This window comes from Hyphobacterium sp., assembly GCF_965228115.1.
Taxonomy (GTDB): Bacteria; Pseudomonadota; Alphaproteobacteria; order Caulobacterales; family Maricaulaceae; genus Hyphobacterium.
In genome coordinates this window covers 2,278,468-2,297,868 of the sequence record NZ_OZ245794.1, presented here as the reverse complement: position 1 = coordinate 2,297,868, position 19,401 = coordinate 2,278,468, and the positions used below count along the sequence as shown (strand labels likewise).

The window sequence follows — 19,401 nt, the reverse complement described above, 5'->3', positions numbered from 1 at the left end:
GACACAAATTGGACCATCGCATTCTCATTCTCGGCAATCGCGCCCTTGGCATTCATGCGCTGCATCACCTGCTGGAACAGGGCGAGCGCGATATTCTTGTTGTCTTGAACCCGGATGATACCGGCGTGGATGATACGGGCGGGTTGTCGCTGAAGCGGCGCGTGCTGGCCTGGGGTGTGGATCATATCCAGCCCAGGGGCCTTCGCGACGAAGAGACCCAAGCGCTCTTGCGGGGTTTCAAGCCGACTTTCGGGCTGTCGTGTTCCTACGCCAAGATTATTCCGCCGGACGTCATCGAGATGCCGACCCATGGTTTTCTCAATGTCCATTTCGCGGATTTGCCGATCAATCGCGGCTGTTTGCCCGTCGTCTGGACGATCGCCGGAGGTGACAGCAAGCTGACCGCAACGCTGCACGAGGTCACCGAAGGTCTCGATGAAGGGGCGATCCTGTCAAAGGGCTCGGTCCCGATGACGCCGGGCACGACTGCCGGCGAAGGCTATGCGGCTTGCGTGGATATCGGCAACACGCTGTTCCGTGAATTCTGGGCGGGCTATGCACCAACGGGCAGCTTCAAATCTGTGGCGCAGGATGATGATGCCGCGACCTATCACAAGATGCGCCATCCTTATGAGCGCTGGATCCCCTGGCATCTGGATGCCCGCCACGTCGCCGACGTGATCAACGCCCTCACCTATTTCCCGCACCCGTCCGGCCGCACACAGCTGCCGGATGGCGAGGAGATCGGCATTCTCGGTTCCGCCCTGGCGCGCGCCGATCTGACCGGTCAGCCGGGTGAGGTGGTGTTTCAGGACAATGAATGGGCCGTAATCTGCGGGTCCGGTGGCGGGGTGACGCTGGGCGGGCTGCGCCTCGGCGAGGATATTGCATTGTGCGACGCAAAGCTGGCCGCGGGCCAGATTCTGACCAGTCCCGAGAAAGAGATTTACACAGAATGATCTGCCTGACTTTTGATACCGACCATATGACGCCGGACTGGATGGACCAATTCTTTGAGGAAACGCCCCTGCCCGGCCGCGGCACGTTTTTTATGTGGGCGCCCTTCCCCGGCATGGACTGGCGGGGGCATGTGAATGAACCCCACCCGCATTTCGAGCATCTGCCGGATGCGCCGGGCCAGCTGACCGAGTTCTTCAAGACGCTGGATCACACCAACCCACGCGGTTTCCGGGCGCATTCCTGTGTGACCTCCCACATGATCTGTCTGGCGGCGAAACAGGTCGGCGTGGAATATGTCTCCATGGCTTCCCCGACCGAGCATCTGGGCCTGAAGCCCTACCGTCATCCCTGGGGTGTGTGGGAAATGCCGATCTATTACATGGACAATATGGATTTCTGCACGCCGGAAAACTGGCCGGACCTGAACCACAAACCCTTCCGAAAAGGCATCATCGAGGATTCGCTCAATGAGGACGGGTTATTTGTCTACGACTTCCACCCGCTGCATATCGCGCTGAACACACCGAATTTCAGCTATTACCAGTCGATCAAGGGCGAGCTCCTGTCGCGCCAGAAAAGCCCGTTTGAGCTGCGCTCAAGCGAGTATGGCACCGCCAATTTCTACGAAGACCTGTGCGAAGCTATGGACAAGAAGGGCGTAAAGAGCGTTTCGCTATGTGAAGCGCTGGATGCCTATAAAACCGGTGGTGACAACGCGCTGTCGCGCGCAGCCTAAAAAGACAATCAGGGGGCAATCATGTGTGGCATTGCAGGGATCGTCGGACGCGCGCCGGACACTGAACAGCTAAAAGCCATGGCAGATGCCATGATCCATCGCGGTCCGGATGATGAGGGCTATTACACCGGTGATGGCGTCGGCTTTGCTTTCCGCCGCCTGTCCATCATCGACCTGGATCACGGCCACCAGCCCATGGTCTCGCAGGATGGCCGCATTGCAGTCGTCTTCAATGGCGAAATCTACAATCACCGCGAGTTACGCCAGGAACTCGAAGCCAAAGGCCATGTCTTCTTCACCGATCACTCGGACACAGAAGTCTTCGTGCATGGCTTCCGCGAATGGGGCACGGACCTCTTTCCCAAGCTGAACGGCATGTTCGGCGTGGCCATCTGGGATAATGATAACCGCACTCTTGTCCTGGCGCGCGACCGCTATGGCGTGAAGCCGGTCTATTACGCACCCCTGCATGATGACGCCTTCGCCTTTGGCTCGGAAATCCGCACGATTCTCGCCGCCAATGTGACCGAGAAAAAGCCCAATCCGCTGGGTGTCATGGAATATATGAACTTCCAGAATCTCTGGGGTGACCGGACCATGTTCCATGGCATCAATCAGCTGCCGGCGGGCACCTATCTGGTCTACAAGGCCGGCCGCTATTCCATGCGGAAGTTCTGGGACCTGTCCTTCACGCGCTCGCGGACCGGCACAATGGACGAGCTGGCCGAAGAGCACCGCGCGATTGTCCGCCGCGGCGTGAAACGCCAGATCGCAGCAGACGTGCCGGTGATGAGCTATCTTTCGGGCGGCATTGATTCCACCTCGATCACGATTGCGGCCTATGAAGAGGACCCGTCCGTTCGGGCCTATTCGTGCATTTTCAATCTCGACAATGTCGGCACGGACCGCGCCTCCGATGAACGGGAGTTTTCCCGCCTAGTGGCCGAGGAATACAATCTCGACCGCGTCGAGATGGAAGTCTCTGAAGACGCGCTCATGTCCTGCATGGATCATTATACCGAGTCGCTGGAAGACCTGCGAATGGGCATGGGTTATGTGAATTATCTCATCGCCCAGCGCGTGGCGCAGGATGCGAAAGTCGTGCTCTCCGGCACGGGCGGCGATGAATACCACGCCGGCTATGTGGCGCGGTATTCCATCCTGAAACTGACCGAAGAACAGCCTTACAAAGGCTATTCGCTGGCCTTCAATGAAGACCTCGGCCTGATGTCCTCGGCCGACCGCCAGCGCACCTACAAGAATGTGCTGAACGCGATCTTCCAGCCGCAGCAATACGCCTCCGTCTTCACGCCGGAGTTCTGCGAGGAGACGAAGGAGTTCGACGCCGAGGGGCAGATGAATGACTTCCTCGCAAAAGTACCCAGCCAGGATTGGCGCGACATTGTCTGGTATGTCGATGCCAAGACCTATCTTGCTGGCCTGTTTGCCTTTGAAGACAAGGTCTCCATGGCGCATTCGCTGGAAACGCGCGTGCCGCTGATGGACAATGAGCTGATCGACTTTGTGCTGGACGTGCCGTTCGAAAGGCTGGCGCAAGGCGATAAAGGCAAGATGCTGTTCCGGGAATCGGTCCGGCCCTTCGTGCCGGAAGCGATCTATAACAAGCCGAAAATGGGCTTCGGCCCGCCGGATAAATCCTGGTATCGCAACAAGCTGGCGCCGTGGATCAAGGATCAGTTGTCCGAGAAAAACATCAAGAAACAAGGCGTGTTCAAACCGGAATACGTGCAGTGGATTCTCGATAGCCATTTCTCGGGCGCCTCGGACTACACTTATCTGATCTGGACCATGCTCAACTTCATGAGCTGGAGCCGTAATTACGGCTATTACGCGCCCTAGGAGCCCACGCCGGGATGAGCTGGTTCGTTATCATCGCTTTTGCCGCCGCTGTGATCGGATTTTGCCTCGGCGTGGGCGGATTGATCTCGCCGAAATGGCGGATGGGGCTGACACGGCTGATGCCGGCGAAACCAGAAGGCGCTGCAGAATTCCGGGCAACCTTCGGCGGGTTTTTCCTTGGCGCGCATGCGGCTGCCATGCTGGGCATCCTGTTTGATCGCGGTGTGGTTGGCGCCAGTTTCGTGCTCGCTGCGGCATGGGGCGCTTCGGCCTCTGGCAGGCTGGTTGCCCTCGCACTGGAAGACGGCACGCGGCATAAGTCGAATTATATCATGCTTGTGATCGAGTTGGCTCTGGCGGTCGCGCTTATTCTGCCAGCGGCGGAGTTCTTCCTGACCTAGCGTGTGTCACGGTAATCCAGCGTGTGGGTATGCTCTACCCAATCAGTATACGCCACTGGCATAACCACGTTTTCCTTGTCGGAATAATACCTGACCTGTCCGCCCGGTTCGACGAATATAACCCTCGCACGAATATGCAGGTCCAGCCGGTCTGCGCTCAGATCCCGGGTGGAGTCCAGATGCTCGGACAGGCGGACCCAGCTTACGCCAAACGCGTCTTCATCCGGGATTCGGGTCATCGGCGTGTTGGAGATCCGATTGCCAACAGGATCAAGATAGGAGCGGTAGCGGAACACCTCATCCAGTGTAACAGTTTGGCCAATGCCCGGCATGTCCACCGGCAGGGAATAAAGCTCGACGTCTGTGGCCGGACTTTCGCCAAGCTCCGCACTGGAAATGCCCGGCAAGAACACATCATAGAACGGGTCGAAATAGGACCAGCCGCTTTCCGGCAGGTAGATTTCCATCGCGCCGTGATTGCCACCGGGGCGCAGGGTCCGGGCCACCGGATTTGTCCCCCCAACCACCCGTGCAGGCAGGCCCGCCATCTCGGCATAAACTCCGGCCAACCCGTTGATATGGGAACAGGAGCCGGTGCCGCTAACGAAAACATCAATGGGCATGCGGCTGCTCGGGGCTGTGCCCCACGGATAGCCGTATTGCAGATAGCGGTAGAGATCGCTGATGTAGGCGGAAGGATCTTCATATAGACCAGCAGCATGCGCCGCATGGCTGATCAGCACATCCGCATCAAGCGCGTCCCAACCCGGTAAAACCATCAGCCGCGGGTCGAAAGGAAATTCGAGATCTGGTGAACGGGCCGATGCGCTTCGCGACACTGACCGTATCACGCTTAACAGCATGCCGTTCTGATTCAGGTCTTCGTCATCGGCAAATGCGGCCGTGTTGTATAAAGGCGGATACATCCAGAAATTCGGGCTGTTGAACCCGTCTGCTGTATCGACCTCAAAATAAAAGAGCGGATCAAGATCCGCAGGCAAATCTGCGGGGTCAAACCTGATATGAATGACCGGCCTTTCGGCAGGCCCGGAGACCTCTATTTCAATGTTGAAGCCATCCCGGACGTCCGCGTGCGCCAGATCGAAATAGCGGCGCTGCGGGGCAGAGATGCGAGCTTCATCTATATCGCTGCGAATGTTCCGCCAGAAATTCGGGGGTGCGGTTGCGGGGGTAATTGGCGTGGTGTCCAGCTCCCGAGGCTGCATCAGGACCAACTCGAACGGTTCAAAGGCAAACCGGTCCAGCCAGGGGTCAATGACGGCCTCGTCAAACGGAGCCAGGCCGGAATAATCGATCTGGGAGAGCGCGCCAATCGGCGTGTACCGGCGATCTGCGATAAATTCGGTGGAGTTCAGCTGGCGTGGTTCCGCGGCAGCCGCGCCCCTCTCTTGCGCCCTCAGGTCTCCAGCAAAAGCGGCCAACCCAATCAGGCAAATAACGAGACTTCGGAATTTCACAATGCGCCCCGGCGTTCTCTATCCCTACGCTCCCGATGCTAGGATGTGCCAAGCGTCCTCACAATCATATTATCCGATGTCATGCGGTTTCGCTTGAATCCAACCGGGAGCGGTGCCATCTAGACGCGCGACCGGTCATTACAGGTGAATGTCATGCTCACAAGCCTTCTAGCGGGTGTTGTTGCTTTTTCGGCTGCGCAAGAAGACGCCGTGCCGGAATTTGAAATCGTGGCACCGGCGCGTGGCGAGATTGTGCGTGAGCTCCGCCCTGTTATTGCCACAACACCTGTTGCCGACGATCAGGTCGTTTATATCGAGATTTCGCCCGAGCCGCAGTTCGCCAACAATAATACGATGATTTTTGTCGGCGGTCCCGACGAGCAAACCGTCAGCCTCGCCGTGGGTCGGTCGGGCTGGCTATATGAAGACATTTTGCGTGGCATGAATGCTTATGAGCGTTCCAATCGCTATCGCGAAGGCGACTGGAATGAATGGCGGGTCAACTACAATCTGACGGCGGTTCTTTTGCCGCCCTATGGCTATCGTCAGGTCGGCTGCCGCGAATTCCTGCGCGCGTTTACCGACCGCGTGACCGAGGGTCATGAAGATCCGGCCGATGCGATTTTCGAATTTGTCAGCGCCTATGTCGTGAATGAGGGTACGAATGTCGCCTTTTACGATGCCTACGAGATCCTCAGCCGCTCCATGGGTGTGTGCGGGCATACGGCTGAATTGATGAGCGCAATGAGCGTCGCGGCAGGTCTGGAGTCCCGCATTCTGAGCATCCGCGGCACTACAGGGCATATCATTTCAGAAGTTCAGACCGCTGACGGCTGGGAAGCGTTTGATCCGCTCTATCATATCGCGTTCAACCGCTCTGCTGATGAAATCGTCGAAGAGGTCAATAGCGACGAGGATGCGCTGAATTACACCATCTATCCCAACGCCCCCTTTGTTTATCGCGACATGTTCTCAAGCTATCTGGCGAGCCCGTCTCTGCAAACGACAATCCCGGGCACCGTCTATACCACCGACCCGCAGATTATTGGCACGACCTTTGACGATCTGGCCTTTTCCTGCTCGGCCGAGCAATTGGCTTTCGCCGAACAGGTGGAAACCACCGTTTTCCGGAATGTCTGGTTTGTCCGGGCGGCCGTTGGCGATGAGTAAGGCCTGGGCGAGTTCACCTATAGCTATTTCATTCATAATCCGCGCCTCGAGCGCGGCGAGGAACTGGTCGATAACTGGCGCGTGATCTGGAATGAAGGCGTGAATATTCCGGCGCAATTCCTGGAATAAGACCCCGCGCGGTATCGTCACACAGTCTTCGCTTTACCGTCACACTCAGCCTGCTATAAGCCGCGCCAGCTTTGGTGCGGTGCACCATCACGATTCGACAGGACTTCCGGGGGACCTTCATGAGTGTGAAAGTAGCAGTCATTGGCTGCGGCCATTGGGGCAAGAACCATGTCCGCAATTTCGCTGAGTTAGGTGCGCTGGGCGCGGTCGTGGACCCGCACGCGCCGACCGCTGAGAAATTCGCTCAGGAATATGGCGTTCCAGCACTGAGCTTCGAACAAGCCATTGCCTCTGATGACATAGATGGCGTGGTTATCGCCGCTCCAGCCGAACTACACGCGAATCTGGCGATTGCGGCTTATAACAATGGCAAGCACGTCTTCGTTGAAAAGCCGATTGCGCTGACAATGGAAGATGGCGAGCGCATGAAAACCGCCGCCGACGCCGCTGGTAAGGCGCTGATGGTCGGTCACCTCCTGCAATATCACCCGGCCTTCGTGGCGCTGCGTGAATTCGTCAAAGGCGGCGGCCTCGGCAAGCTGCGCTATGCCTATTCCCACCGCTGTTCGCTGGGGAAGTTCCGCGTGGAAGAAAACGCGTTGTGGAGCTTTGCACCGCACGATGTGTCCATGTTGCTCGCCCTGTTTGGCGAAGCGCCGGAAAGCGTGCGCGGCATGGGCGGGGCTTATGTCACTGAAGGCATTGAAGACGAATGCCGGCTGGACATGACGTTTGCCGATGGCGGCCGCGCCCATGTGATGGCGACCTGGCTGCACCCGTTCAAGGAACATCGCCTGATCGTGGTGGGTGAAACTGGCATGGCGGTGTTTGAAGATTCTGCCCACGGCGAGGAAAAACTTCGCCTATACCGCCACCAGATTGATACGTCTGGCCCGGTTCCTGCACCCGCGAAGGCGGACTGGGAAGCACTGCCTTACGGGGATGACGAACCGCTAAAAACCGAATGCCAGCATTTCCTCGATGCCTGCGCCGGCAAGCATGCGCCTTTGACCGATGCAGATGAGGCGCTGCGGGTGCTGGATGTGCTCATCAAGGGAAAAGCGGGCTAAGCGCAACGCAAAGTGAGTTGAATTCTGCGGGTTTAGACGTCACAAGGCCCGCGCAATCAGGACGAAACAGGTACAGGGGCGAAACGCCATGCAATTCATCGACCTTCAAGCCCAGCGCGCGCGCATTTCTGACAAGATCAATGCCGCCGTCGCCAAGGTGATCGAAGAGGGCAAGTATATTATGGGCCCGGAAGTGAAGCTGTTCGAACAACAGCTCGCAGAGTTCTCCAACACCAAGCACGCCATTGGCTGCGCCAACGGCACGGAAGCCATCGCTCTGCCTTTGATGGCCTGGGATATCCGCCCCGGCCATGCTGTCTTCTGCCCGTCCTTCACCTTTGCCGCGACGGGCGAAGTGGTGCCATGGCTGGGAGCCGCGCCGGTCTTCGTCGATATCGATCCGAAGACCTACAATATGGATCCGGCCCATCTGGAAGCCTCGATCGAGATGGTGAAGGCCGAAGGCAAGCTGGAGCCGAAAGTCATTATCGCGGTCGATCTGTTCGGTCAGCCGGCAAATTATCCGGAAATCTCCGCCATTGCGAAAAAGCATGGCCTGAAGCTGATTGCGGATAGCGCTCAAGGCTTTGGCTGTACCATCAATGGCAATCATCCCGGTCACTGGGCGGATGCGGTCACCACCTCCTTCTTCCCGGCCAAGCCGCTGGGGTGTTATGGCGATGGCGGTGCCGTTCTGACCAATGATGATGCGCTGGCTGAAATCCTCGACTCCCTGCGCGTCCACGGCAAAGCCACCAAGTCAGACGTCGAAGGCCGGTCCTTCGATCACGACCCGAAATATCTCAACATGCGGATCGGCATGAATTCGCGTCTGGATACAATCCAGGCCGCGATCCTGATCGAAAAGCTGGCCATTTTCGGTGATGAGATCGAAGCCCGGAACCGCGTGGCTGCGCGTTACAACGAACATCTGGCCGACCATGTCGCCAGCGTGCCTTTCGTCATCGATGGTGGAATCTCCACCTGGGCGCAGTACACGCTGGAGCATGACAATCGTTCGGGCCTGCAAGCGCACCTCAAAGAAAAAGGCGTGCCGACGGCTGTCTATTATCCGATCCCGATCCACAAGCAGGATATCTACTCGCGCTGGCCGCTGGGCCCGGGCGGCCTGCCGGTATCGGAAGAGAAAGCCGAGCGCGTCATGTCGCTGCCAATGCACCCTTATCTTGATGAAGCCACCCAGGACCAGATCATTGATGCGGTCCGTAGTTATAACGGCTAAGGAAACCAGTCATGAACGCTGAGACCGGGACGGAGTTTGCCTCCATGGATATGATTGCCACTGAATGGGAAAAGAAAGCCGAGACGCGCGAGCTGATCATCGGCGTGATCGGCCTGGGCTATGTCGGCCTGCCGCTGGCACAGGCCTATTGCCGCCAGGGCTTCCGCGTGGTCGGTTTTGATGTGTCGCCTGAAAAGGTAAAGCTGTTGGGGGACGGCAAATCCTTTATCAAGCACATCTCCGATGAGTCGGTAAAAGTGATGCGCGATACGGGCCGCTTCGAAGCGACCACGGATTTCGATCGCCTGAACGAGCCGGATGCGTTGCTGATCTGCGTGCCGACGCCGCTGAATGCGCATCGTGACCCGGATCTGGCTTATGTCGAATCTGCAACGCGCGAGATTTCAACGCGCCTGCGCAAGGGCCAGATGGTGGTACTGGAATCGACGACCTATCCGGGAACGTCCGATGAGGTCATGAAGCCGATCCTGGAACAGGAATCCGGCCTGAAGGCCGGCGTTGATTTTGCCATCGCCTATTCGCCGGAACGCGAAGATCCGGGCAATCCGAAATTTGAGACCTCGACCATTCCGAAAGTCGTGGGTGCGGATACCGACGCTGAAAAGCGCATGGCGATCGCTGTTTACCAGGCCATCGTCCCGCAGGTGGTGCCGGTCTCTGACGTCCGCACAGCCGAAGCCGTGAAGCTGACCGAGAACATCTATCGCGCGGTCAATATCGCGCTCGTGAACGAGTTGAAGTCGGTTTACTCGGTGATGGGAATTGATGTCTGGGAAGTCATTAACGCCGCGGCCACCAAGCCGTTCGGCTTCCAGGCTTTCTATCCGGGCCCGGGTCTGGGCGGTCACTGCATTCCGATCGACCCGTTCTATCTGTCCTGGAAAGCCCGCGAATACGGTCTGACCACGCGCTTCATCGAGCTGTCGGGTGAGATCAACGCCAACATGCCGGGAATTGTCGTACAGACAGTGGCCGAAGAACTGTCTGCGCGCCTGCAGAAATCGATCAAGGGCGCCAACATCCTGCTGGTTGGCCTCGCGTACAAGAAGAATGTCGATGATATGCGCGAGAGCCCGTCGCTGACGCTGATCGAAATGCTCGAAGCCCGCGGCGCCAAGGTCGATTATTACGACCCGTATATCCCGGTGGTGCCATATGATCGCGACCATGCCGAGTTCGAAGGCCGCAAGTCGGTCGATTGGACGCCGGAGGCATTGGCGAAATATGACGCCGCCTTGATCGCCACTGATCATGACAATGTGGATTATGATCTTCTGTTGAAGAACATTCCGTTCGCGGTTGATACGCGCAACGCCACACACATGATTTCCGGTCAGCTGCGCGAGAAAATCGTCAAAGCCTAACCGGCCATCTTGATCTGATTTGGAGACGCGCCGCGACAGCGGCGCGTTTTCGTTTTATGGGTTGGTGCCATGAAGATTCTGGTCCTTTCCCGGCACTTTCCGCCCGCCGTTTCCGGCGGTGCGCGGCGTCCTTATCTTTGGGCAAAAGGACTGATGGAAGCGGGCAATGAGGTGTTTGTCATTGCGCCGGACATGCTGGAGGGCGTCGATGGCAAGGCGGTACCACATCCTTTCCGGGATCCACCGACAGGCGTCCCGGGTCCCAAGACCCTGCGGGATCATGCCCGCGATCTTTTGCTCTGGCCGGATCCGGATATCCGCTGGACACGGCGCGCGTTGGCCGTTGCGAAAGCTGAATGTCCGTTTCAACCCGATTGGATACTGACCACCAGTCCGCCGGAATCGATCCATGCCGCAGGAAAAGCGCTTAAAGCCCATTGGCAGGGGGCGAAATGGGCCATTGATGCGCGGGATCACTGGCTGATCCGGCCCTTTCGTGAACAACGCCAGTCTGTTACCCGAAAAACCATCGAAGCCTCATTGGCCAAACGCATGCTGGCCTCTGCCGACGCGGTCTTTGCCGTCAATGATCCGATCCGGGATGAGTTCAGGGATTATGCCCCGAATGCAGAATTTCACACGCTTGCGCATTTCGTAAGGCGGCCTGCGGAACCATTCGAATTCGAAGGTCCCGGCCCGCACCTGGTTCATACCGGCAGTTTCAATCTATCCGACCCCTATGTCTCGATCGATCCGCTATTGCGCGCATTTGAACAGGCATTGGACCGGTCACCCTCACTTCAGCTGCATCTGGCGGGCCGGTTGCGCGACGATGAATCGCAGGCTGTACAAAATTCAACGGCTTGCGATTCCATCCAGCTACACGGGATTGTGCCACTCGACACCGCGTTATCTTTGCAAGCGGGCGCGGATGCGTTGATCGTGGTGGCAGCGCCGAACTCGCCTGTTCCACCGGGCAAGCTGCAGGAATACCGCGCGACCGGGAGGCCAGTCATTCCTGTTGGCGAGGGGGAATGGCGCAAGCTGGTCGATGATCTACCCGGCTCAGATGCTGAACAGCTGGCAGCGGTTAAACCCTTCTCAGGCTCAGCCTGCCCTGAAGGCGTCGTGTTTTATGATGATGCGATGAAACAGGTCTCGGATACGCTGCGTCGGCTTTAATCCAACATGCTTTTCAGCAATGCGCGGGCTGCAGTGCCATTTTCTTCATCGGCCAATGCGTGAGCCAATGTGGCTTCCAGATAGCCGATCTTGGAGCCGCAATCATAGCTCTTGCCATCATACACAACGGCGTGGAAATCCTGATTGTCCATCAGCGTGGCCATTGCATCTGTGAGCTGGATTTCACCTCCTGCGCCGGCGGCCTGACCGGCCAGAAGCTCGAAGATCTCAGGCTGCAGAACATACCGGCCCGTGATGGCGAGGTTTGACGGCGCGGTTTCGCGCGGGGGTTTTTCGACCATGCCCTTCATGCGCACCATCGCGCCATCGCGCTCGACCGGATCGATTACGCCATAGCTGGACACGCGCTCTTCGGGAACTTCCTCAACCGCAATGACATTGCCGCCGACCTGATCATAAACATGGATCATCTGAGCCAGACAGCTCGGTGCCGCCTTTACGATAACGTCCGGCAAGAGAATGGCGAAGGGTTCATGTCCGATCACATCCCGTGCACACCAGATCGCATGGCCGAGGCCTTTCGGCGCCTGCTGGCGCACAAAACTCATTGAGCCCGGCTCCGGCAAAGTCGCTTCCAGTTCTTCCAGCACGCCTTTCTTGTTTTTATTGGCGAGCGTCGTTTCAAGCTCATAGGCCCGATCGAAATAATCCTCGATCGCGCCCTTATTGCGGCCCGTCACAAACACAAAGTGATCAATGCCCGCTTCGATCGCTTCATCGACCACATACTGAATGGCCGGACGATCGAACACCGGAAGCATTTCCTTGGGGATGGACTTCGTCGCAGGCAAAACCCGCGTGCCGAGGCCTGCAACCGGAAGAACGGCTTTTCTGACGCGAGCCATTATTCCACCGTCACCGATTTGGCGAGATTGCGCGGTTGATCCACATCCGTGCCCATCAGGACCGCCGTATGATAGGCGAGCAACTGGATCGGGATCGCCGCCACAATCGCCTGCGCAATCGGGTCGCATTCGGGGATAATAATCGTATCCACACTGTCTCCTGCCAGCGCGGCGCCTTTCGGGTCGGTAAACAGGGTCACATCCGCGCCGCGAGCCGCCACTTCCTGCACATTCGAGATTGTTTTCTCAAACAACTCATCCCACGGCGCCACAACAATAACCGGTGTGCCATCCTCAATCAGGGCAATCGGACCATGCTTGAGCTCGCCGGCGGCATAGCCCTCGGCATGAATGTAAGCGATTTCCTTGAGCTTCAGCGCGCCCTCCAACGCCAGCGGGTAAAACTGCCCCCGTCCCAGATAAAGCACGTCATTGTGGTAGGTCAGAGACCGCGCGAGCTCTTCGATCTTCGGCTCGACATGCATGACCTCGTTGATAAGGCGCGGGATTTCCAGAAGCGCACGGACTTTTTCCGCGGTTTCATCTGCGCTCATCTTGCCGCGGCTGGATGCAGCGGCGAGCGCAATACAGGCCAAGGCGGAAAGCTGGGCGGTATAGGCCTTGGTCGAAGCCACACCGATTTCCGGACCTGCCAGCGTGCGTAAATGCAAGTCGGCTTCCCGCGCAATCGAGCTTTCCGGAACATTCACGACACCGATGGTGCGCACGCCGTTTTTCTTGCAATGACGCAAGGCTGCCAGCGTGTCGGCCGTTTCTCCGGATTGGGAAATAAACAGCGCCGCACCATTTTCCGGCAAGGCCGGATGGCGATAGCGGAATTCCGAGGCGATATCGGCTTCTACCGCAAGCCCGGCATAGCGCTCGAACCAGTATTTTGCCGTGGCACCCGCATAATAGGCCGTGCCACAGGCCACAGAAATCAGCCGATCGGCATTGGACAGGCCCAGCTCGCCGGGCTGAAACGCAAAGCTCTCATCCACCGCGCTGATATATTGCGAAAGCGTCCGGCCCACAGATTCCGGCTGCTCATGGATTTCCTTCTCCATGAAATGGCGGCGCCCGCCCTTATCCACCAGTTCGGCGGCTGCGGTGGAGATGGTCACTTCGCGATTGGCCGGATTGCCAGCGGAATCAAAAATCCGGACATCGCCCGGCGTGGCAACACACCAATCCCCTTCTTCAAGATAGACGATCTGGCGGGTAAACGGGGCCAGCGCCATGGAATCGGACCCGATAAAAGTCTCTTCATCGGCCAAACCAACGGCCAGCGGGCTGCCCTCACGGGCGGCCATAACCGTATCCGGCCGGTCAGCGAAAATTGCAGCGACGCCGAATGCGCCGCGCAGCTTTCCAATGGCCGCGCTGAACGCATCCTGATGATCCATTCCGCTGCGGATATTGCTATCGATCAGGTGCGCAATGACCTCGGAATCCGTCTCTGTCTGAAAGACATGGCCCGCACGCTCCAGCGACTCACGTAATTCCTTGAAATTCTCAATAATCCCGTTGTGGACAATCGCTACATTGCCCGATGTATGCGGGTGAGCATTGTCCGTGGTCGGACGGCCATGCGTTGCCCAACGGGTATGCGCAATCCCGGTTACCCCTTCAATCGGGTTCTTGATCAGCTCATTGTCCAGATTCCGGATTTTGCCTTCCGCGCGCCGGCGCGCGATTGTGCCATCCTGAACCACCGCGATCCCGGCGGAGTCATAGCCGCGATATTCCAGCCGCCTCAGGCCATCGACCAGCCGTTCCGACGTCGGAGAATTGCCTGCAATTCCAACAATTCCACACATGGTCCCTAACTACTCCCCGATATGAAAAACCGCGCTCCGGAATGGACGCCGCGACGTAAGCGATGTAAACGATACATCTGGAAAAAGCCATGGTTTGCATGCCATTTGCATGGCGCGTTCCATATGCTTTTCCTGACCTGTACCGGGGGGTGTAATGAAGACGTATTTCGGGACCGACGGAGTTCGGGGCCGCGCAAACAGTTTTCCGATGACGCCAGACGTCGCGTTGAAGCTGGGCCGCGCTGCCGGACAATATTTCCGCCGTGGCAGCCATCGCCATTCTGTGGTGATTGGCAAGGATACACGGCTGTCCTGTTACATGATTGAAGCGGCGCTGACCGCTGGCTTCACGTCCTCAGGCATGGATGTTTCGGGCATTGGACCAGCCCCGACGCCAGCTGTGGGCATCCTGACGCGGTCCATGCGCGCCGATCTGGGCGTCATGATCACCGCCTCCCACAATGGTTTTGAAGACAATGGCATCAAGCTGTTTGGCCCGGACGGGTTCAAACTGCCTGATGAAGCCGAGCTTGAAATTGAAACCATGATGGACGAGCTGGATGATTCCACGCTGGCCCATCCCGGACAAATCGGACAGGTGCGTCATTTCCCAGACGCCAAGGGCCGTTATGCGGAAATCGTGAAGTCGTCCTTCCCGCGTGGCTTGCGCCTGGATGGCGTTAAAATCGTCATCGATTGTGCCAATGGCGCGGCCTATCGCGTCGCCCCGCAAACGCTCTGGGAGCTGGGCGCGGATATCACGGTGATCGGCGCCAACCCGAACGGGCTCAACATCAATATGGATTGTGGCTCCACCAAGCCAGAAGCCCTGTCCGCGAAGGTCAAGGAAGTTGGCGCGGATATCGGCATCGCCCTGGACGGCGATGGAGACCGGGTGATCCTGTCGGATGAAAACGGTCAGATCGTCGATGGCGACAAGATCATGGCGCGAGTTGTCAAGGACCAGATGGAGAGTTCTGCGCTTCGCGGCGGCGGGGTTGTCGGAACCGTGATGTCCAATCTGGGCTTCGAGCGCTTTATCAATGATCTGGGGCTGACCCTGCATCGCGCGCCCGTCGGTGACCGCTATGTGGTCGAACGCATGCGGTCTACGGGCATCAATATCGGCGGCGAGCCTTCCGGCCATATTGTCTTGACCGATCACGCAACGACCGGTGATGGCATGATCGCCGCGCTTCAGGTGCTGGCGGCTTGCGTGCGCTATAGCAAGCCGGTCAGCGAGCTTTGCGATCTTTTCGAGAAAGCCCCGCAAATCCTGAAGAACGTGCGGTACGAAAACGAATCTCCGCTCAACCTGCCGCCCGTCAAACAGGCGATTGAAGATGCCATGATGAAGCTGAATGGCCGGGGCCGGTTGCTCGTCCGGGCATCAGGGACAGAACCGCTGATCCGGGTCATGGCAGAGGGCGATGATCTGGGCCTGGTTGAATCCGTCGTGGATTCTGTTGCCAATTCAGTGGCCGACGCCTCGGCACCGGACATCCCCAACGCCGCCAAATAGATTTTATGCGGCCCGCTCTGGCCAAGCGGTCCAAGCACACTAGGGTCTGCGCTGAGACGCTGGAGCGGTAATGAGCCTGCCCGATCACTACTCCTTTGACGCCGGAAACCGGCAAGATGTTTCGCGCGCCTTGCAGGACCTTGGCCGCGGCGTCGCGCTCTGGCGGCTATGGTTCGAACTGGCCGAGGATGATTTGCGGCAGCGCTACCGCCGGACCGTTTTCGGGGCCCTCTGGGTTGGCATTTCCTATTTGATCTTCTCGATCGCGATCGCCTTTATCAGCTCGGAGATGTCGGGCACCGCGCTGACGCCGCTCATGGTCTATGTCGCGACCGGCTTTCTCGCCTGGAACTTCATGAATGCCTCGGTAACGGATGGCTGTTCGGTTTTCATCAATACAGAAAACTGGATCAGCGGTATGCGATTGCCCTTTTCGCTTTACGTTTTTCAGAGCATTGCACGCGAAGTCATTATTTTCGGATATTGCAGCCTTATTGCGCTGGGAATCATTCTCCTCGCCGGGCACAGCCTGTCGCTGGCGGCACTCGGCGCTCTTCCGGCTCTTGCCCTTTTCCTGCTCAACGCCGTCGCCGTTCATCTTTTACTGGGCGTTATCGTGACGCGTTATCGCGACATCTCACAGATCGTGCAGACGGCCATGCGGGTACTCTTTTTCCTGACACCCCTTTTGTGGACACCTGAACAGGCGACAGGTTTGCGCGACTGGTTGTGGTGGAACCCGTTCACCTATTTCATCGACATCTTCCGCGCGCCTATTCTGGACGGCGCTTTCCCTGTGCAAAGCTGGTTGGTCTGTCTTGCGATCTCTGCCGGTCTCTGGGTCGCCGCCTTGTTGCTGTTTGCGCACTTCCGGCGCCGCATCGCATTCTGGTTCTGACGAGATGGTTTCAATCACCCTCGACAAGGTCTCGATGACCTATCCGATTTTTGACAACCGGACGGCGGAAACCACGCCCGACGGCGCAGGGAATATTGAAACGCGATCCGGTGGAGCGCTGGGGCTCAAGGCCATCGATCAACTCAGCCTTACGGTCAAACAGGGCGACCGGCTGGGCATTATCGGGCGCAACGGATCGGGCAAGTCGACCTTGTTGCGCGTGATTGCGGGGATTTACGCGCCGGATTCCGGCCGGATCGAGGTGAAGGGCCGCACGGCCGGGCTTTTTGAGCTGGGTCTGGGTATGCGGATCGAGGCGACCGGCCGCCGCAACATCATCCTTCGGGCTCTGCTGGAGGGCGATACCCGGAAACAGGCCGAGGCGCGGATTGATGAAATCGCCGGGTTTGTCGGCCTGCATGACTTTCTTGATTTGCCCGTGCGAACTTATTCGCAAGGCATGATGATGCGGCTGGCCTTTGCGTTGACGACGTTTTTCGGTGCGGATATCGCGCTGCTCGATGAATGGATCGGAGCCGGCGACAAGGACTTCAGAACCAAGGCCGAAGCCCGGATGCAGAAAATCGTCGATGAGGCGGGGATTGTCCTTTTGGCTAGCCATAATCCGGATCTGATCCTGCGCCATTGCGATCAGGCGATCTGGCTTGATCAGGGACGCTTGCACATGACCGGACCAGCGCGTGACGTTGTCGAGGCTTATGAGGGACTGGACGGATAAAGCTGCATTTCCTGCAGTGTCAGCCAACGTCCGGCCATCGCGACACGGAAGGCTGTATCTCCCGGCGTTCTTCTTTCCGCCATTCGCGCGTGTTCGTTCTGGATCCAATCGGGGTTGAGCAGCGGGCCCAACTTCTCGATCGCTTCTGCCAAATGCAGATCGACCCATTGGCCCAGCCGTCCACGCATCCAGGCCCGCTGCGGCGTTACAAAGCCGAGCTTTTTTCGCCGCCAGGCAATTTCCGGCGGCAGCCGATCTTCGAATGCCTTGCGGAGAATGTATTTGGTGAAACCGTTTTTTACTTTGAGATCACCTGGGATCTGAAAGGCCAGATCAGCAACGGCCTTTGACAGGAAAGGCAAGCGCGTTTCCACCGCAAAAGCCATGGCATTGCGGTCTTCGTATCGAAGCAGGCCGGGCAGGCTGTCACGCAGTACAAGGGTCTGGATCAAGGTATCCAGACGGGACTCTCCTGGTGCCGGCGAAAAGGGTGCTGGAAGAGCCGGTTCGGTGACCGGGCCACCCTTGGGCGGATATCGGCCGATGGCCTTGAACACCGCTCGCCGCGCGCGTTCCGAGACCAGCGCGCGCCACATTCCCCGAAGCAATGTGCTTGTATTCAGATCCGACGGGGATTCGACCAGTTTTTCGAACTCGCCAATAACCGCCGGGTCCAGCCGCGCCAGCCGGTCGGCCATGGCATAGCCTGTCATGGGCGCGTAACCGGCGAACAATTCATCTGCGCCCTGCCCGTCCAGCATGACCTTGATACCGGCCTTTCGTGCGGCCTCAAACACGAAGAATTGCGCGCAGATTGAGGTTCCTGGAAAGGGCTCTCCCTGTGTCAGGATAATCTCGTCCAGCCGGTCGACAACTTCATCTTCTGTGGGGTGAACTTCGATCAGTTCGACATTTTTGCCTTTGATGACAGCGTCGACAAATGGGCGCTCTGACAGCGAATTTCCGGCGTCATCCTCGGCATCAAATATCGCCGACACACAAATGAAGGGATCGCTTTGATCGCCGCGGAGCTGATCCACGGTGCCCAGAATAATGGAGCTATCCAGGCCGCCAGAAAGACAACCGCCGACCGGAACATCGGCGACAAGCTGGCGCCCAATGGCCTCATCCATGGCCGCGCGCAGCGCCTTGATCGCGGCCTCTTCGTCCATTTGCGCGGGCTTTGGTGGTTGCCAGAATTGGACGGCCTGATAATCAATTTCGGTATCGACTGGCAGTTTATGTTTCGACAGATCGATCTCGATCCAATGGGCTGCGGGAAATGTGCGTGCTGTGTCGACAAAGCTGCCATCGCCCCGTTCGACAAGACCCGATTCCAGAAAACGGAAGAGTGCCCGGCGGCGGGCAAGAGGCGGTTCATGCAATCCGGCCGGCAGTTGCGGCAATTCGGACGCAAAGACCAGCCGATTGCCGGTGCGGCATTCCACAAAGAGGGGCTTTTCGCCAAACCGGTCTCTTGCCGCCGTCAGCTCCTGGCGGTCAGCATCGTAAAAGACCGCCGCAAACATGCCGTCGATTTTGGCAAAACAAGCGGGACCCCATTCGACAAACGCGTTGAGGAAAACTTCTGCGTCCCCTGTCGTCTGGAAATTATATCCTTTGGCGGCCAATTCTTCGCGAAGCTCGCGATAATTGTAGAGCGCGCCGTTGAAGATCAGCGTATAGCGCTTATCCGCCGTCTGGATGGGTTGGGAGCTGTCCGGGGTCGGATCATAAATGGCCAGGCGCTTATGGCCCATTTCAAGGCGGCCTGCGGGGGTGTCAAAACGCGCCCATCCCTCTCCATCAGGACCGCGATGGGCTGCGGCATCCAGCCCTGATACTGCATCTGGTGCATTGATGGACGCCCAAATCCCGCACATATCCTTAGCCGCCTCTTACCCCTTCTGGTAACAACCCCTATTCGTCCCAGAGCCAACCG

Annotated in this window: 16 protein-coding genes; 12 read left to right on the top strand and 4 right to left on the bottom strand. The window is 58.0% G+C overall.

The features are described 5' to 3' along the window. The first annotated feature begins 8 nt into the window (after positions 1-8). Genes ACO079_RS11790 through ACO079_RS11775 form a run of 4 tightly spaced genes read left to right on the top strand, consistent with a single transcriptional unit; the run spans position 9 to position 3,957 of the window. Positions 9-959, top strand: a complete 951-nt coding sequence (locus ACO079_RS11790; RefSeq protein ID WP_421790284.1) for a methionyl-tRNA formyltransferase — start codon at positions 9-11, stop codon at positions 957-959. Beyond that, complete coding sequence (locus ACO079_RS11785; protein ID WP_421790282.1) at positions 956-1,696, top strand: hypothetical protein; 741 nt, start codon at positions 956-958, stop codon at positions 1,694-1,696. The genes ACO079_RS11790 and ACO079_RS11785 overlap by 4 nt, the downstream gene beginning before the upstream one ends. 21 nt (positions 1,697-1,717) lie before the next feature. Further along, positions 1,718-3,556 (top strand): asparagine synthase (glutamine-hydrolyzing), encoded by a 1,839-nt coding sequence (gene asnB / locus ACO079_RS11780; RefSeq protein WP_421790280.1) that lies wholly within the window; start codon positions 1,718-1,720, stop codon positions 3,554-3,556. Positions 3,557-3,570: 14 nt separating this feature from the next. Continuing rightward, positions 3,571-3,957, top strand: coding sequence for a DUF4345 family protein (locus ACO079_RS11775; RefSeq protein WP_421790278.1), 387 nt, complete (start codon positions 3,571-3,573; stop codon positions 3,955-3,957). Here the strand turns inward: ACO079_RS11775 and ACO079_RS11770 are convergent. Beyond that, positions 3,954-5,435, bottom strand: a complete 1,482-nt coding sequence (locus ACO079_RS11770) for a transglutaminase-like domain-containing protein (RefSeq protein ID WP_421790276.1) — start codon at positions 5,433-5,435, stop codon at positions 3,954-3,956. The two genes, ACO079_RS11775 and ACO079_RS11770, sit on opposite strands and share 4 nt — an antisense overlap. Positions 5,436-5,588: 153 nt before the next feature. Here ACO079_RS11770 and ACO079_RS11765 point away from each other — a divergent pair, with 153 nt between their 5' ends. The 5 genes from ACO079_RS11765 (at position 5,589) to ACO079_RS11745 (ending at position 11,614) form a co-directional block, all read left to right on the top strand. Beyond that, positions 5,589-6,605 carry a transglutaminase-like domain-containing protein gene (locus ACO079_RS11765; RefSeq protein WP_421790274.1) on the top strand — a complete coding sequence of 339 codons (1,017 nt, stop codon included), beginning with the start codon at positions 5,589-5,591 and terminating at the stop codon, positions 6,603-6,605. A gap of 248 nt (positions 6,606-6,853) precedes the next feature. Further along, the gene (locus ACO079_RS11760) at positions 6,854-7,804 is read left to right on the top strand and encodes a Gfo/Idh/MocA family protein (RefSeq protein ID WP_421790272.1); all 951 of its coding nucleotides are present in this window, start codon (positions 6,854-6,856) and stop codon (positions 7,802-7,804) included. A gap of 88 nt (positions 7,805-7,892) precedes the next feature. Beyond that, a complete protein-coding gene (locus ACO079_RS11755; protein ID WP_421790270.1) occupies positions 7,893-9,047 on the top strand; it encodes a DegT/DnrJ/EryC1/StrS family aminotransferase in 1,155 nt (384 codons plus the stop codon). 11 nt (positions 9,048-9,058) lie between these two features. Then, positions 9,059-10,432 (top strand): nucleotide sugar dehydrogenase, encoded by a 1,374-nt coding sequence (locus ACO079_RS11750; protein ID WP_421790268.1) that lies wholly within the window; start codon positions 9,059-9,061, stop codon positions 10,430-10,432. A 69-nt stretch (positions 10,433-10,501) separates the two neighbouring features. Next, entirely contained in the window at positions 10,502-11,614 is a 1,113-nt protein-coding gene (locus ACO079_RS11745; RefSeq protein ID WP_421790266.1) for a glycosyltransferase, read from the top strand. Here the strand turns inward: ACO079_RS11745 and galU are convergent. Both galU and glmS read right to left on the bottom strand, forming a co-directional pair. Beyond that, complete coding sequence (gene galU / locus ACO079_RS11740; protein WP_421790264.1) at positions 11,611-12,480, bottom strand: UTP--glucose-1-phosphate uridylyltransferase GalU; 870 nt, start codon at positions 12,478-12,480, stop codon at positions 11,611-11,613. The two genes, ACO079_RS11745 and galU, sit on opposite strands and share 4 nt — an antisense overlap. After that, positions 12,480-14,300 carry a glutamine--fructose-6-phosphate transaminase (isomerizing) gene (gene glmS / locus ACO079_RS11735; RefSeq protein WP_421790262.1) on the bottom strand — a complete coding sequence of 607 codons (1,821 nt, stop codon included), beginning with the start codon at positions 14,298-14,300 and terminating at the stop codon, positions 12,480-12,482. The genes galU and glmS overlap by 1 nt, the downstream gene beginning before the upstream one ends. A gap of 154 nt (positions 14,301-14,454) precedes the next feature. On the opposite strand from glmS, the gene glmM reads away from it, so the two are divergent. The 3 genes from glmM to ACO079_RS11720 all read left to right on the top strand — a co-directional run bounded on the left by glmM (position 14,455) and on the right by ACO079_RS11720 (position 17,459). Further along, on the top strand, positions 14,455-15,822 hold the full coding sequence (gene glmM, locus ACO079_RS11730) for a phosphoglucosamine mutase (RefSeq protein ID WP_421790260.1): 1,368 nt from the start codon (positions 14,455-14,457) through the stop codon (positions 15,820-15,822). 70 nt (positions 15,823-15,892) lie between these two features. Then, entirely contained in the window at positions 15,893-16,720 is an 828-nt protein-coding gene (locus ACO079_RS11725; RefSeq protein WP_421790258.1) for an ABC transporter permease, read from the top strand. Positions 16,721-16,724: 4 nt separating this feature from the next. After that, positions 16,725-17,459 carry an ABC transporter ATP-binding protein gene (locus ACO079_RS11720; protein ID WP_421790256.1) on the top strand — a complete coding sequence of 245 codons (735 nt, stop codon included), beginning with the start codon at positions 16,725-16,727 and terminating at the stop codon, positions 17,457-17,459. Here the strand turns inward: ACO079_RS11720 and asnB (ACO079_RS11715) are convergent. Next, positions 17,438-19,342, bottom strand: a complete 1,905-nt coding sequence (asnB, locus tag ACO079_RS11715) for an asparagine synthase (glutamine-hydrolyzing) (protein ID WP_421790254.1) — start codon at positions 19,340-19,342, stop codon at positions 17,438-17,440. The genes ACO079_RS11720 and asnB (ACO079_RS11715) overlap by 22 nt on opposite strands. Positions 19,343-19,401 lie beyond the last annotated feature (59 nt).

Excerpts from the sequence above, each read along its gene's own strand:
- glmS (WP_421790262.1), bottom strand. The coding sequence starts at position 14,300 with ATGTGTGGAATTGTTGGAATTGCAGGCAATTCTCCGACGTCGGAACGG.
- ACO079_RS11785 (WP_421790282.1), top strand. The coding sequence starts at position 956 with ATGATCTGCCTGACTTTTGATACCGACCATATGACGCCGGACTGGATG.
- ACO079_RS11750 (WP_421790268.1), top strand. The coding sequence starts at position 9,059 with ATGAACGCTGAGACCGGGACGGAGTTTGCCTCCATGGATATGATTGCC.
- ACO079_RS11725 (WP_421790258.1), top strand. The coding sequence starts at position 15,893 with ATGAGCCTGCCCGATCACTACTCCTTTGACGCCGGAAACCGGCAAGAT.
- ACO079_RS11745 (WP_421790266.1), top strand. The coding sequence starts at position 10,502 with ATGAAGATTCTGGTCCTTTCCCGGCACTTTCCGCCCGCCGTTTCCGGC.
- galU (WP_421790264.1), bottom strand. The coding sequence starts at position 12,480 with ATGGCTCGCGTCAGAAAAGCCGTTCTTCCGGTTGCAGGCCTCGGCACG.
- ACO079_RS11755 (WP_421790270.1), top strand. The coding sequence starts at position 7,893 with ATGCAATTCATCGACCTTCAAGCCCAGCGCGCGCGCATTTCTGACAAG.
- ACO079_RS11760 (WP_421790272.1), top strand. The coding sequence starts at position 6,854 with ATGAGTGTGAAAGTAGCAGTCATTGGCTGCGGCCATTGGGGCAAGAAC.
- glmM (WP_421790260.1), top strand. The coding sequence starts at position 14,455 with ATGAAGACGTATTTCGGGACCGACGGAGTTCGGGGCCGCGCAAACAGT.
- asnB (WP_421790280.1), top strand. The coding sequence starts at position 1,718 with ATGTGTGGCATTGCAGGGATCGTCGGACGCGCGCCGGACACTGAACAG.
- ACO079_RS11775 (WP_421790278.1), top strand. The coding sequence starts at position 3,571 with ATGAGCTGGTTCGTTATCATCGCTTTTGCCGCCGCTGTGATCGGATTT.
- ACO079_RS11720 (WP_421790256.1), top strand. The coding sequence starts at position 16,725 with ATGGTTTCAATCACCCTCGACAAGGTCTCGATGACCTATCCGATTTTT.
- ACO079_RS11765 (WP_421790274.1), top strand. The coding sequence starts at position 5,589 with ATGCTCACAAGCCTTCTAGCGGGTGTTGTTGCTTTTTCGGCTGCGCAA.
- asnB (WP_421790254.1), bottom strand. The coding sequence starts at position 19,342 with ATGTGCGGGATTTGGGCGTCCATCAATGCACCAGATGCAGTATCAGGG.